Genomic DNA, 14,727 nt, shown 5'->3' on the forward strand with positions numbered 1-14,727 from the left:
TTAATATAAAATATCTGGGGAGATTCCAGAGTGGCTAAATGGGACTGACTGTAACTCAGTTGCTTCGGCTTCGTAGGTTCGAATCCTGCTCTCCCCACATTTTATATTAGAAAAAAACTTGCAGAATTAAATTAATTTTTTTAGTTTTGCACAGCGTTTACCAATGGTTTTGGAAACAAAATTGCGGAAGTAGCTCAGTTGGTAGAGCGTCAGCCTTCCAAGCTGAATGTCGCGGGTTCGACCCCCGTCTTCCGCTCAAAAAAATCACTGTAATTTGTGATTTTTTTTTAACACTGAAATGTAATGAGTAGAGTTTCTCAATCACTTTCAGTCATATATATTAAATGCCTCCATAGCTCAGTTGGCCAGAGCACGTGATTTGTAATCTCGGGGTCGTGGGTTCGAATCCCTCTGGAGGCTCATTAATATAAAATATCTGGGGAGATTCCAGAGTGGCTAAATGGGACTGACTGTAACTCAGTTGCTTCGGCTTCGTAGGTTCGAATCCTGCTCTCCCCACATTTTATATTAGAAAAAAATTTGCAGAATTAAATTAATTTTCTTAGTTTTGCACAGCGTTTACCAATAGTTTTGGAAACAAAATTGCGGAAGTAGCTCAGTTGGTAGAGCGTCAGCCTTCCAAGCTGAATGTCGCGGGTTCGACCCCCGTCTTCCGCTCAAAAAAAATCACGCTTTCAGTGTGATTTTTTTAGTTGATGCCGACTTAGCTCAGCGGTAGAGTGCTTCCTTGGTAAGGAAGAGGTCACGGGTTCAAGTCCCGTAGTTGGCTCTCGATTTTCCCGAATTTATTTCGGGATTTTTTTTTGCCCAAAACTCAAGCATCACAAAAGAAAAACAGAATCAAATAGAAGAGTTGGAAGCAGACAAAAAATTGAGTCTCATTAAGAATAAAATATCTTATCCTCAAACTCATACTGAAGTTTGACAAAACATAAAAACAGAACACTATTCTTTATTGATGAAGACTAAGAGCGAGCAGACCAGCGGATGACTTTTTATGGAGGTGCCCGTGCGTTGAAGACTTCATGACGTTGATCCAACTTTTCATCATCGAAATGTATAATGAAACACTGAACAATTGGTATGGCATTTTAAAATCCATAAAAGTAAACAGTATACTTCCATTTTTTGAAACTGATCCTCTATTATTAAATACTTTGAAGTTTAATTTTTATCTTTAGAATCGGAATCGTAAAAATTTCTTTAAATTCGTGTAAAATAAATTTTTGATGAATATTCTTTTATTGGAAGATGATCTCATTCTTTCTGCAGAACTTTGCAGATTTTTAGAATCCCATAATTTTACCTGTGATAAAATCTATGACGGGGAAACTTTTCTTCGCCAGATTAAAAATAACACCTATAATCTGTATCTGCTGGATATCAATGTACCAAAGGTAAACGGGCTTGATGTCTGCCAGACCATCCGTTCTTTTGATAAAAGTACTCCTATCATCATTATTTCGGCTTATGGCGATATTTCAGATAAAAAAGACGCCTTCACCAGACTTGCAGACGATTATCTTGTAAAGCCTTTCCAATTTGAGGAACTGTTGCTGAGAATCAATTCTCTGCTCAGAAGGAAATCTACTTCAGATAGTTCAGACCAGGATATCCTCAGGATTGATGATCTGATTATTAATAAGACAGAGCAGAAAGTCTATCGTGGAGGTAATGAAATAACACTTACATTGAAGGAATTCCAGCTGCTGGTATACCTTGCGGAAGCTCAGGGAAGAACAGTTTCCAAGCAGCAGATTACAGAACATGTATGGGAACATAATTTTAATACGAATACCAATACCGTTGAAGTCTATATTAATTTTCTACGAAAAAAAATAGATAAAGATTTTAAAATTAAACTCATCCACACCCGTTCAGGGTTCGGATATTACCTAAGTCCATTATAAATGTCTTTAAAAAGAAAGATAGCGTTAACAATCAGTATTGCCTTTTCATTGCTTTTTGGAATGGTGATGGCGGTTATTTATTTATCTTTTAACGATTTCAGAAGAGACGAATTTAAAGAAAGATTCAGGCAGAGACTGGAGTTTACGACTCACTTTATTTCGAAATCCAAAGACTTTGAAGAAGAAGCCCCGGTTTTTTTCAACGAAAATTCCGACAATATTCTTTTGAACGAGACTATTTTAATTTTCAATCAAAAAAAGGAATTAATTTACAGTACGATCAAAGACAGAAATGTCACCTGGGATACAACGATGCTTAAGGAACTGGATCGAAAGAAAATTATTTATACAGAAAAGACCGTTCCTGAGATTTATGCGGCTTTAAGAAATATCAACGGTGAAAATTATTACATTCTTACCAGTGCTTTTGACACCAACGGTAAATCCAAACTGGGATATCTTAAATATCTTTTGGTGACCGCCTATGTGATGAGTACCCTTCTTATTGGCTTTTTCAGCTATTATTTTGTGGAGAAATTTCTTCACCCTCTTGAAGACCTCAATAAGGAAATTTCTGAAGTTACTGCCCATCAACTGACAAAGCAGATTCCCGTTCAGCAGTCCAATGATGAAATCAGTGTTCTTGCCAAGTCGTTCAATACGATGATCGCAAGGCTGAACGATGTCTTCCAGTCACAAAAAGATTTTACAGCAAGTGCCTCCCATGAAATCAGGACACCCATTACTAGAATGGCTTTCCAGCTTGAGAATCTGATAAAATTTGAAGAACATTCCCCGGAAACCCTTTCTTCCCTGCAACAAATTCAGCGTGATGTGTATCAGTTGTCTGATTTGACAAACTCGTTGTTGCTGCTTACCAAATTTGATAAAGAAAATATCCAGACTATTTATGAAGAAGTAAGAATTGATGAAGTGATCTTTGAAGCTTTTGAAGCTGTAGAGAAAAGTTATCCGGATCTGAAAATGGATTTTTTAATTACTGAAGAAACCTCAGAAAATGCATTTCTGACCATTGATGGAATACAGTCGTTACTGGTTATTGTCTTTATTAATCTTTTTAAAAACGCAGCCATATATTCAGATAGTGCGGAAGTAAAAGTGTTAATCACGGAGACTAACGATAATCTCGATGTAGAAGTGATTTCTCATGGAGAAACTATTTCGAAAGAAGATCAGTCGAAGCTGTTTGAAGCCTTTATGAGAGGGAATAATACCCAGAATATAGCAGGTTCCGGTCTTGGGCTCAGGATTGTTAAGCGAATCTTGGAATATCATGGTGCAGACATTATATATTCTTCTCCGGCCGAACAGGTCAATACGTTTACAATTGTCTTTAAAAAAACAACCCATTAATATTGTTTTTATGAAATCCTATGGTTTTTTTGTTAAACTTACGATTGGATTTACATTAAAATTCAAACAATAGAGAAAAATATCAATTCCTTATGAAATTTAGGATACTAATTAGAATGCCCTATTTAAGGACATTTTAATTTTTTTTTAAGGCTCATTTAAGTTTCTTTTAATCACATGAAAGCAATTTTGTAATTTAAAAAGAAAAATAATGAACAGAATTGCAATGCTGTGCCTGGCCATTTCCTCATTCTCGGCGGCACAACAGCAAATGTCTCTTTTGGAGTGCGAAGAAGCTTTCCAGAAGAACAACCTTCAGTTGCTTGCTGCCCGATATAATATCAGCGAAGCAGAAGCAGACATCATTCAGGCAAAAATATGGGATCAGCCTAACTTGTCTGTGGAGCTCAATGCTATAGATCCTGAAAATAATAAAGTCTTTCATATCGGCAGTACAGGAGCTAAAGAATTTGGTGTTGATCAGCTTTTTGTATTAGGTGGAAAAAGAAAAAATGAAGTTGCTTTTGCAAAATCCAATAAAGAAATAGCAGAATTACAATTCAAAGGACTTGTAATAGATTTAAGAGCACAGTTGAGAAATACTTTCTACAGTATTATTTTTGACGAAAAGAAAGAACAGAACGTAGATCTTCAGCTTAAATACATTACCAATCTCCTCAACGCTTACGAAAACCAGAATAAAAAAGGAAATGTTTCTCTGAAGGATGTGGTAAGACTTCAGTCACTTGTCATAGGACTACAAAATGATAAGACTGAAATTACTAATAATATCATCCAGCAAAAACAGACTCTGAAGCTGCTTACCGGAAGCCAGACGGATATCGAGCCGGTGATTTCTGAGGAAGAGCTGGATCAGCTGTTCAACAGGCAACCTTTAATCAATCTGCAGGAATTACAACAAAAGGCGTTGGAAAATAACACCAATTACCTGACCTTCATTAAAATAACAGAAAGCAGCCAGCTTAATCTGAAATGGCAACAATCTCTTAATATCCCTGACCTGACGGTAGGAGCCCGCTACACACAAAGAGGAGCCGCTTTTGATAATCAGGTGGCCGTTTCTTTTGGAATCCCTCTTCCTTTGTGGAAAAAAAATAAAGGAAATGAGATGAAAGCTGCCTACCAGATAGAAGAAAGTAAAAAAGATGAGGAAAGACAAAAAGAAGAACTTCTGTCGCAGGTGAATACCTCTTATAAAATCTGGGATAATCAGTATAAGCAGTATTATACTTTGCAGCCCCATGATTTTAAAAATATGGATCTGGTATTCGACGGAATCGTGACCAACTTCCAGAGAGGAAATGTAAGTCTTATTGATTTTACAGACTTTATGGAAAGCTATAAGCAGAGCGTCTTGCATATTTATGATATGAAAAAACAGATTATGCTTTCTGCAGAACAACTTAATCAACTAGTACAAACGAAAATCTTCTATTAAAATAATGAAAAAATATATTATCCCGGTATTGGTAGGCCTTTCGCTAATAGCCTGTTCTAAAAAAGAGGAAGAAAAAGCAAGTCAGTCTAAAAAAGGCTTCGAATTGAGTAACACCATGTTGAATTCTATTTCCCTGGCTAAGGTTGAGGCAAAGAATATCGAAAATGAATACAGTTTTTATGGGAAGATTTCAGCCGATAAAAACAGTTATATTGATGTTTATCCCCTCGTAGGTGGTAATGTGATGAGCGTCAATGTGGAGTTGGGGGATTATGTGAAAAAAAGTCAGGTCCTGGCAACCATCCGAAGTACAGAACTTGCAGAAATCCAAAAAGATGTAAGCGATGCCAAAACAGATTTGGTGGTAGCTAAGAATAATTTACGTGTTTCCAAGGAATTGTATGAAGGAAAACTGAATACCGAAAGAGATGTTCTGGAAGCAAAAAGTCAGTTGCAGAAAGCAGAGGACCAGTTACAGAGAGCTACAGCCGTAAGTACAGTCTACAATGTGAAGACCGGAAACATCTATAGTGTGGTGGCACCAATCAGTGGATATATCGTTCAGAAGAATATCAATAAAGACATGCAGCTGAGAAGCGATCGGAGCGAGAATATCTTTGATGTTGCCAATACTACCAACGTATGGGCTATTATGAACGTTAACGAATCAGATATTGATAAAATAAATCTAGGCATGAGAGCTCAGGTTTCCACTCTTTCCTATCCGGATAAAGTTTTTGACGGAAAAATTGACAAAATATTCAAAATTATCGATCCGCAAACCAATGCCATGCAGGCAAGAGTAGTTCTTGATAATGCCAACGGATTATTAATTCCGGACAGTAAAGCGACAATAAAGGTTTTCAATTCTGAAAATAATACAATGCTGACCGTTCCTTCAAAGGCCGTGATTTTTGATGATAACAAAAGTTTTGTCGTTATTTTCAAATCAAGAACAGATGTGAAAATAAGAGAAGTAAAAGTGTTGAAGCAGGTGGGAGACATTACTTATATAACCGATGGTCTTAAAGAAGGTGAAGAAGTCATTACCAATAATCAACTGCTGATATACCGTTCTCTGAATAGCTAGTAGTGATTTAAAACAATTCTTTCAACGACTTTTTTAGGTCATCAATGTATCTGTCATGAATAAATTCATTAAAAATATAATCGCTTTTTCATTAAAGAATAAAGCATTTACTTTTATCTGGGTCGCTATTTTAGCGATAGCCGGTTTTATAAGTTTCAAAAACATGCCGATTGAAGCTTTTCCGGATGTAACCAACACCCAGATAGTCATCATTACCCAATGGAATGGGCGTAGTGCAGAAGAAGTAGAACGTTTTGTCACAACACCGATCGAATTGGCCATGAGCCCGGTTCAGAAAAAAACAAGCGTGAGAAGTACTACAATGTTTGGACTCTCTATTGTTAAAATTCTGTTCGATGATGGGGTGGATGATACTTTCGCAAGAAATCAGGTCAACAACCAATTACGAACCATTAGCCTGCCTGATGATGTAGATCCGGAAGTACAGCCACCCTATGGGCCCACAGGTGAAATTTTCAGATATACCCTGGAAAGTAAAACCAAAGATTCCCGTAAGCTGCTTACTTTGCAGACATGGGTTATTGACCGTGCTCTTAGAGGTGTTCCCGGTGTAGCAGATATTAACGTTTTCGGAGGCCAGGATAAAGTATTTGAGTTAAGTATTGATCCCAGAGCCCTGGATAAATACAATCTGACACCGCTTCAGGTGTATGATGCCGTTACCAAAAGTAATCTGAATGTCGGAGGAGATGTCATCGAAAAAAACGGACAAGCTTATGTGGTAAGAGGAATTGGTTTAGTAAAGACTGTAACTGATATAGGAAATATTACCATTCAGAATGACAGTGGAAATCCTGTTCTGGTAAAAAATGTAGCAGAAGTTCATGAGAGTTCTATGCCTAGGGTAGGGCAGGCTGCCCTGAATAATCACGATGATACCGTAGAAGGAATTGTCGTAATGAGAAAAGGCGAGAACCCAAGAGAAGTTTTGGTAGGAGTAAAAGCTAAAATTAAAGAGCTGAATGAAAAGATCCTGCCTAAAGATGTAAAAATGGTGACGTTCTACGACCGTGACAACCTGATGGACTTTACCACGAAAACCGTAATGCACAACCTGATTGAGGGAATTGTACTGGTAACCGTAATCGTTTTAATCTTCATGGCAGACTGGAGAACGACACTGATCGTTTCCATTATCATTCCGTTATCACTGTTATTTGCGTTTTTATGCTTAAAACTCGCAGGAATGAGTGCCAATTTACTTTCACTGGGAGCGGTAGACTTCGGGATTATCATAGACGGAGCTGTCGTCATGGTGGAAGGCCTCTTTGTAATGCTGGACCATAAAGCCCACAAATATGGCACCGAGAAATTTAACAAGTTGGCGAAAGGAGGATGGATCAAACAAACCGGAACCGGATTGGGTAAAGCTATTTTCTTCTCAAAATTAATCATCATCACTTCTCTTATTCCGATTTTTTCTTTTCAGAAAGTGGAAGGAAAGATGTTCTCTCCGTTGGCCTTTACTTTAGGATTTGCTTTAATAGGTGCTCTTATTTTTACCCTTACCCTGGTACCGGTATTGTCTCATATTCTTTTGAATAAAAATGTAAAAGAAAAAAATAATCCTTTTGTGAATTTTTGGGATAGAATTGTATTAAAGGGTTTTAATATGACATTTAAGCATAAAAGAACCAGCATGATTGTGGCTATTTCGTTTCTTGCAATAACCCTGTTTTCAGGAAAATTTTTAGGGACAGAGTTCCTGCCGCAGCTTAACGAGGGTTCTCTTTGGATCACTGCTGAAATGCCAATGAGCTCATCTTTAAAAGAATCCCTCAAAACAGCCAACCTTCTGAAAAAAGATATTATGAGTTTCTCGGAAGTTACAGATGTACTGGCACAGACCGGAAGAAGTAATGACGGGACCGATCCTAACGGATTTGGATTTGTACAATTTGCAGTGAACCTTAAACCCAGGGATGAATGGAAGCGAAAGATCTCTTACGAGGAATTGATCAATGAAATTGACAAAAAACTCAGAAGCTATCAGGGAATAACCTTTAATTATTCTCAGCCGATTTCAGATAACGTAGCAGAAGCTGTGGCAGGATTTAAAGCTGAAAACGGAATTAAAATTTATGGGGATAACCTGGAAACACTTGATAAACTTGCCCATGAAGTGATTACAAAAATTAAAGATGTGGAAGGAGTAAAAGATCCGGGAATCATTAAAAATATCGGGCAGCCGGAAGTCAGCGTGGTTTTGGATAGAGATAAAATGGCTGCTTATGGCGTCATGCCTGCTGATGCGCAGGCTGTACTGGAAATGGCATTCGGAGGGAAAACGGCTTCTGAAATGTTTGACGGAGAAAGAAAGTTTCCGATCAGGCTTCGTTATTCCCAGGAATACAGAACAGACGAAAATGATATTGCTTCTCTGATGGTGCCTACCCAGGATGGTGCTAAAATTCCTTTGAAAGAGATCAGTACGATCGTGAAAGATAATGGTGCTGCATTCATTTACCGTGACAATATTAAAAGATATATCGGAGTGAAATTTTCCATCCGTGACCGGGATTTGGGCGGTACTATTGCAGACGCACAAAAGAAAGTTGCAGCTATTGAGCTTCCTGACGGTTACTCCATTGGATGGACGGGGCAGTTTGAAAACCAACAGCGTGCTTCCCACAGACTGGCGCAGGTGGTGCCGGTGAGTATCCTGATGATATTTTTCCTGTTGTTTGTGCTGTTCGGAAATATGAAGGATTCCCTTCTGGTACTGGCCAACGTTCCTTTTGCATTGATCGGGGGAATTATCGCCCTGCATGTTACCGGAATCAACTTTGGGATCTCGGCCGGAGTAGGAATGATCGCCCTCCTCGGGATCTGTATTCAGAACGGGGTAATTCTTATCACAGAATTTCATCAGAACGTCAGAAACGGGTTAGACCTGGATACGGCTATATTGAACGGGGTGAAATCCAGAACCAGACCTGTGATTATGACTGCATTGATGGCATCCATAGGGCTGATGCCGGCTGCTTTGTCTACGGGCATCGGTTCGGAATCTCAAAAACCACTTGCCATTGTCATTATCGGGGGACTGATCACGGCAACCATCCTTACATTGCTTATTTTTCCCATAATTTTCTGGATATTCAATAGGACCAAAAAGCTTCGTCAAGCCTGATTATCTTTCATTTTATATATTAACTGAGCCTGGAATATTCTGTATTTCAGGCTTTTTCGTAAAAGGTTTCAGAAAGTTTTTTTCAATCAGGAAAATTATGTAAATTTGCAGTCTCAATACGTTGAAATATAAGGTTTGTCCTTCACTGGAAGAGAATATTGAAAGTTTTTTTAATAAAAAGTTTTTGGTATTTAAAAATTCATTATATTTGCACACCGAAAATTTGAAAAACAATAAATAAATAATTTTAAATCATGGCAAAGGAAACGTTTAATCGTAACAAACCACACTTGAACATTGGTACTATTGGTCACGTTGACCATGGTAAAACTACTCTTACAGCTGCTATTTCTGCTGTATTAGCTAGCAAAGGTCTTGCTGAGAAAAAAGACTTCTCTGCAATTGACTCTGCTCCAGAAGAAAAAGAAAGAGGTATTACTATCAATACAGCTCACATCGAATACGAAACTGAAAAAAGACACTACGCTCACGTTGACTGTCCAGGTCACGCCGACTATGTTAAGAACATGGTAACTGGTGCTGCTCAGATGGATGGAGCTATCGTTGTATGTGCTGCTACTGACGGTCCAATGCCTCAGACTAGAGAACATATCCTACTTTGCCGCCAGGTAAACGTACCAAGAATCGTTGTTTTCATGAACAAAGTTGACATGGTGGATGATCCAGAATTGTTAGAGCTTGTTGAAATGGAACTTAGAGACTTATTGTCTACTTACGAATTTGACGGAGATAACTCTCCAGTAATTCAAGGTTCTGCATTAGGAGCTCTTACTGCAGCTACTGCATCTCCTGCTAACACTGAAGATAAGTGGTTCAAGAGCGTTGAAGAATTGATGAATGCTGTTGATACTTGGATCGAGCAACCACCAAGAGATACTGAAAAGCCATTCTTGATGCCAATCGAAGATGTATTCTCTATTACAGGTAGAGGTACTGTAGCAACTGGTAGAATCGAGGCTGGTGTTATCAACACTGGAGATCCAGTTGATATCGTAGGTATGGGTGATGAGAAATTAACTTCTACTATTACAGGAGTTGAGATGTTCAGAAAAATCCTAGATAGAGGTGAAGCTGGAGATAACGTAGGTCTATTGTTGAGAGGTATTGAAAAAACTGACATCAAGAGAGGTATGGTTATCGCTAAGAAAGATTCAGTTAAGCCACACAAAAAATTCAAAGCTTCTGTTTATATCCTTTCTAAAGAAGAAGGTGGACGTCACACTCCATTCCACAACAAATACCGTCCTCAGTTCTACGTAAGAACTACTGACGTTACAGGTGAAATCTTCTTACCAGAAGGTGTTGAAATGGTAATGCCAGGAGATAACTTAGAGATCACTGTAGAATTGTTACAGCCAATCGCTCTTAACGTAGGTCTTAGATTTGCGATCAGAGAAGGAGGTAGAACAGTTGGTTCAGGTCAGGTTACTGAAATCTTAGACTAATCATCTTAAAATAAATTAGCTTCCGAAAGGAAACTCTCGGAAGCTTTTATCTACGGGCATCGTCCAATGGTAGGATACCGGTCTCCAAAACCGTTGATCAGGGTTCGAATCCTTGTGCCCGTGCAAATATAAATTATGAGTTCATTTGTCGATTTTTTAAAAGGTTCTTATAACGAATTCAGACATAAAGTTGAATGGCCAAAGTGGGCTGACCTTCAGTCATCTACTATTGTAGTGACTATTGCGACAGTGATTCTGGCATTATTTACCTTTGGAGTTGATGAATTGTTTTCAAAAGCAATCAGCAACATAATAGGAATGCTAATCAACTTGTTCAATTAATTAAAAGTATTTTCCCATAATGAGCGAATTGAAATGGTATGTGCTGAAAGCAATCAGCGGACAGGAAAATAAAGTGAAAAACTATATTGAGACAGAAATCAAGCGTTTAGGGTTTGAGCAGTACGTTACTCAAGTGGTTATTCCTATGGAAAAGGTAATTCAGATTAGAAACGGAAAAAAAGTTCCTAAAGAGAGACCTTACTATCCTGGTTACTTGATGATCGAAGCTGATCTGATGGGGGAAATTCCTCACGTTATTAAAAACATTCCTGGAGTGATATCTTTCTTGAGCTTAACAAAAGGTGGAGATCCTGTTCCTATGAGAAAATCTGAGGTTAACAGAATGTTGGGAAGAATGGATGAGCTTTCAGAATTTGCAAGCGATGTTGAAATTCCTTATGTAGTAGGTGAAAACGTTAAAGTAATAGATGGACCTTTCAACGGATTCAATGGTACAGTTGAGAAAATTCTCGAAGATAAAAAGAAAATTGAAGTTTCTGTATTGATCTTCGGTAGAAAAACTCCAATGGAACTAAGCTACATGCAAGTAGAAAAAGTATAATACATACTTATATATAAATAAAAAGACTGCAAATAGCAGTCTTTTTTTTGCCTTAAAATTGGAATATAATATATATTCAGAGATCAGGCTTGGATGATATATTATAGTCCGTAGATTATTTTTTAATTATAAACAATCATAACTTATTCATAATGCCAAACGTTTGTTTAAGTAATGATGATTTTTTCTTTCTCTTTTGATTAAGTCTTTTTAAGTTTGTTTATTCCTTAAAATTGTAAATAAAATATAAAATCTTTGTTTAATGCTTCGATATGGCACTTTGATTTACATCACATTTCACCTCTTTGGGATAACCGGTGGTATTGCCTGTCAATAAATAGGTTTTCATAAGTATTTCACTTTTTATGGCATGCTTATTGTAACCTATCAATCCTATAATCCAAAAAAACTTTATATTTTTCTTATTTAATGCACTGCTTTTAGCAGTGTCGGATGCTTATATTTTAGCGTAAAAATCCCAATGTGAAAAATTATAATGGATATTAAAAACACAAACTTTATATAAACACATAACCTCATGACAAAAATTATTTCGATAGTCTTATTACTGGCTACAGTATGGGCTAAAGCACAGGTTGGTATTAATACAACAAAACCTGAAAAGGAATTGACTGTTAATGGTACCATGAAAACATCCGGAATAGTGTTGAAAACACCCATGGAAAAATTGGGAGCTAATGAAAATTATACATTTATCATTAAATCTCCCGCACCTGAAAATAAGATTACAGCTTATAATGACTCTTTTGTTCCCAATTCACCTGCACCGATTAATCTTATTCAGTTTAAGATTACGTGTGATCCTTCGGATAAAGATTGGGTGAATCAATTTGATACAAAAATCAATTCTAATAAATTTCTTGTAGTCATTTCTTCCTTCGGATTTACACAGTCTACCAGAACATATTCTGCAGATTGGGTGACCCCGGTTCCTCAGATCTTTGCTTATCCTACCGCTGGTACCTGGAAGCTAAAGGCCGATTACCAAGGCTTTTCACCCGATGCATCTCTTCCCACCGGAGTATGGACACTCAATTTGTTAGTTTTTGATAGATCTTATGCTAAAGATTTTAATTCTACTCAGGATCTTAAAGCTTCAACAACCGGTGCTGCCACCGCTCCATTAATTCAATAAAACAAACACTATATGAAAAATATTATTGCAATCTTCTTGATAGTTTTTGCTTCTTCAGGTATTAAAGCTCAGGTTGGAATTAATACTACGAGTCCTAAAGGTACTTTGGATGTAGTAGGAGAAACATTAGTTGAATCATACCTGATCGATACAGAAAATTCAAAAGCAGGTGGTAATTATCTTCTTATTACGCGTTCGAAAGATACTTCTCCTGTGGGTAAAGTGAAATTGTTGGATATTTCACTTCGTAATGTAGCACCTGTAAACATTTATAATGTAATTCTGAAAAATGTTAAACAGGATGAAGTTGTTAATTTAAACACAGGTTTGGATACCAGTAAATATGTAGTAGCCATTACCGGAGCTGTGTTTACAGCTGCCGTATCTGCAGCGAATACATCAACAAATCCTAAATCTTACGGCTCTTATTCTACAGAAATAACCCAGATTGCAAGTGGAGGTAAAAATTACCATGCTATCAATCTTAGTTTTAAAGGAGCAGGTACAGTTTCATCACAAAATGGGACATGGACATTTACATTGAATGTTTTTGAAAGATCATTAGTAAAAGACTGGGGTACATTTAACGGATCTGTTTCAGCATCTGCTTCTCCGGGTTATTCGGGAGTTTCAACCAATACGCCTCTTGGGCTTCAATAAAAAAACATATGAAAAGAAAAATTTATATCATAATGATCATGAGTCTGGGGCTATTTTTGAATGCCCAGAAAGGAAAAGTCGGAATCAATACCTCTAATCCTGTAGAGACACTTGACGTTAACGGAAAAACCTATACGAACTCGTTATATCTTAGAAATCCTGGTGAACCCACTATGACAGGTGGTAGTTTTCTGGCCACCTCTGAAAATGCCATTCAATTATATGATCCTACATTGGAAAGCAGTGGGTTATTTAATTATCTTAAGCTTTCTCTTACGGGGGTGTCCGGTCTAGGTATTACAGATTATGATACCAAGATCGATGCAAACAACTTTTTGGTAGTTCTTCACAATTATTCTTTTAAACTTAACGATGGTACTACTAATGTTATGTTGGATTATGGGGATAATGGAGTGAATGATAACAAGCAGGGGTCTCCGGATGTTGTGGCATTCAAGAGCAATGGAACTTGGCACATAAGAGCAAGGTTTTCGGATAGTAGAATGGTTGCTACCAATGCTAACCCCCCATCCAGAGTTTATAATAATTTTACGGTTGATCTTTACCTGATGGCATACAAAAGGCTGATCACAAAACATAATATCGCTGATGTCAATGCTGACCTTGGAGGAACTGACGGTTCCGCACAAACAATAAATAAACCATCCGGATTTTAAAAACACATTCTCACTATAAAAAGGACAAGGTCATTAAGTATAATGGCCTTTTTTATTTCATTGCATTTGAAAAGAATATACTATTACAGTTGCAGTATATGATAAGGATTTTATTAAAAACCAACGGATCGTTATGATAAAATCAGGATACGTAAGAAAGAATAAAAAGTATTTTCCTTTCTTTTTGATAGAACGCTTTCAACGGTATCGATCTGAAAAATATGAGATTATATTCCTGATATTTTTTTTAAAACTTTTTAAAAATCAGCGTTATCCGTTTGTAGATTCAAAAATATTTTATACTTTTGCAGTCCAAAAAGTAGGTTTATTGTTATGTGAGTGCATAACCTACTGAATAATAAATGCTTCCAAACTCATTAATTATTCAAATTTAAAAAACAAACAATGGCTAAGAAAGTCTTTAAAATGGTAAAGCTTCAGGTGAAAGGTGGCGCAGCTAACCCTTCTCCACCAGTAGGTCCAGCTTTGGGTTCTGCAGGTGTGAACATCATGGAGTTTTGTAAGCAATTTAACGGAAGAACCCAAGATAAGCCAGGGCAAGTTTTACCTGTAGTAATTACAGTATACGAAGACAAATCTTTTGAATTCGTTATTAAAACTCCACCTGCAGCGATCCAGTTAATGGATGCAGCTAAAATCAAGGGAGGTTCTGGTGAACCAAACAGAAACAAAGTAGGTTCTGTATCTTGGGATCAGGTGAAGAAAATCGCTGAGGATAAAATGGCTGACCTTAACTGCTTTACAATGGATTCTGCAGTTTCTATGGTTGCAGGTACTGCTAGATCTATGGGATTAAGAGTAACAGGAACTAAACCAACTTTTAACGCTTAAAACT

Annotated in this window: 12 protein-coding genes and 7 tRNA genes; all 19 read left to right on the plus strand. The window is 37.2% G+C overall.

Annotated features, from left to right (window positions below):
• Positions 1 to 16 precede the first annotated feature (16 nt).
• The 19 genes from M030_RS0122770 to rplK all read left to right on the plus strand — a co-directional run bounded on the left by M030_RS0122770 (position 17) and on the right by rplK (position 14,723).
• Positions 17 to 97 (plus strand) — tRNA-Tyr (locus M030_RS0122770).
• A gap of 86 nt (positions 98 to 183) precedes the next feature.
• Positions 184 to 256, plus strand: a tRNA-Gly gene (locus tag M030_RS0122775).
• A 90-nt stretch (positions 257 to 346) separates the two neighbouring features.
• A tRNA-Thr gene (locus M030_RS0122780) sits at positions 347 to 420 on the plus strand.
• A gap of 18 nt (positions 421 to 438) precedes the next feature.
• A tRNA-Tyr gene (locus M030_RS0122785) sits at positions 439 to 519 on the plus strand.
• Positions 520 to 605: 86 nt separating this feature from the next.
• A tRNA-Gly gene (locus M030_RS0122790) sits at positions 606 to 678 on the plus strand.
• A 40-nt stretch (positions 679 to 718) separates the two neighbouring features.
• A tRNA-Thr gene (locus M030_RS0122795) sits at positions 719 to 790 on the plus strand.
• 460 nt (positions 791 to 1,250) lie between these two features.
• A complete protein-coding gene (locus M030_RS0122800; protein WP_027375521.1) occupies positions 1,251 to 1,931 on the plus strand; it encodes a response regulator transcription factor in 681 nt (226 codons plus the stop codon).
• Positions 1,932 to 3,305 (plus strand): ATP-binding protein, encoded by a 1,374-nt coding sequence (locus M030_RS0122805; RefSeq protein WP_027375522.1) that lies wholly within the window; start codon positions 1,932 to 1,934, stop codon positions 3,303 to 3,305.
• Positions 3,306 to 3,516: 211 nt separating this feature from the next.
• Positions 3,517 to 4,764 carry a TolC family protein gene (locus M030_RS0122810; RefSeq protein ID WP_027375523.1) on the plus strand — a complete coding sequence of 416 codons (1,248 nt, stop codon included), beginning with the start codon at positions 3,517 to 3,519 and terminating at the stop codon, positions 4,762 to 4,764.
• A gap of 4 nt (positions 4,765 to 4,768) precedes the next feature.
• Complete coding sequence (locus tag M030_RS0122815) at positions 4,769 to 5,854, plus strand: efflux RND transporter periplasmic adaptor subunit (protein WP_027375524.1); 1,086 nt, start codon at positions 4,769 to 4,771, stop codon at positions 5,852 to 5,854.
• Between the two features lie 55 nt (positions 5,855 to 5,909).
• A complete protein-coding gene (locus M030_RS0122820; protein ID WP_027375525.1) occupies positions 5,910 to 9,008 on the plus strand; it encodes an efflux RND transporter permease subunit in 3,099 nt (1,032 codons plus the stop codon).
• A gap of 254 nt (positions 9,009 to 9,262) precedes the next feature.
• A complete protein-coding gene (tuf, locus tag M030_RS0122830; protein ID WP_027375527.1) occupies positions 9,263 to 10,474 on the plus strand; it encodes an elongation factor Tu in 1,212 nt (403 codons plus the stop codon).
• 52 nt (positions 10,475 to 10,526) lie between these two features.
• Positions 10,527 to 10,597: transfer RNA gene (locus tag M030_RS0122835), tRNA-Trp, on the plus strand.
• A gap of 12 nt (positions 10,598 to 10,609) precedes the next feature.
• Positions 10,610 to 10,816, plus strand: coding sequence for a preprotein translocase subunit SecE (gene secE / locus M030_RS0122840; protein ID WP_002976410.1), 207 nt, complete (start codon positions 10,610 to 10,612; stop codon positions 10,814 to 10,816).
• A gap of 19 nt (positions 10,817 to 10,835) precedes the next feature.
• Complete coding sequence (gene nusG / locus M030_RS0122845) at positions 10,836 to 11,378, plus strand: transcription termination/antitermination protein NusG (RefSeq protein ID WP_002976412.1); 543 nt, start codon at positions 10,836 to 10,838, stop codon at positions 11,376 to 11,378.
• Between the two features lie 538 nt (positions 11,379 to 11,916).
• Positions 11,917 to 12,534, plus strand: a complete 618-nt coding sequence (locus M030_RS0122850; RefSeq protein WP_027375528.1) for a hypothetical protein — start codon at positions 11,917 to 11,919, stop codon at positions 12,532 to 12,534.
• 12 nt (positions 12,535 to 12,546) lie between these two features.
• Complete coding sequence (locus M030_RS0122855) at positions 12,547 to 13,194, plus strand: hypothetical protein (RefSeq protein ID WP_027375529.1); 648 nt, start codon at positions 12,547 to 12,549, stop codon at positions 13,192 to 13,194.
• Between the two features lie 8 nt (positions 13,195 to 13,202).
• A complete protein-coding gene (locus M030_RS0122860) occupies positions 13,203 to 13,871 on the plus strand; it encodes a hypothetical protein (RefSeq protein WP_027375530.1) in 669 nt (222 codons plus the stop codon).
• A 405-nt stretch (positions 13,872 to 14,276) separates the two neighbouring features.
• The gene (rplK, locus tag M030_RS0122865; RefSeq protein ID WP_027375531.1) at positions 14,277 to 14,723 is read left to right on the plus strand and encodes a 50S ribosomal protein L11; all 447 of its coding nucleotides are present in this window, start codon (positions 14,277 to 14,279) and stop codon (positions 14,721 to 14,723) included.
• The last annotated feature ends 4 nt before the right edge of the window (positions 14,724 to 14,727 follow it).

It is taken from the genome of Chryseobacterium sp. UNC8MFCol (assembly GCF_000482305.1).
Lineage (GTDB): Bacteria > Bacteroidota > Bacteroidia > Flavobacteriales > Weeksellaceae > Chryseobacterium > Chryseobacterium indologenes.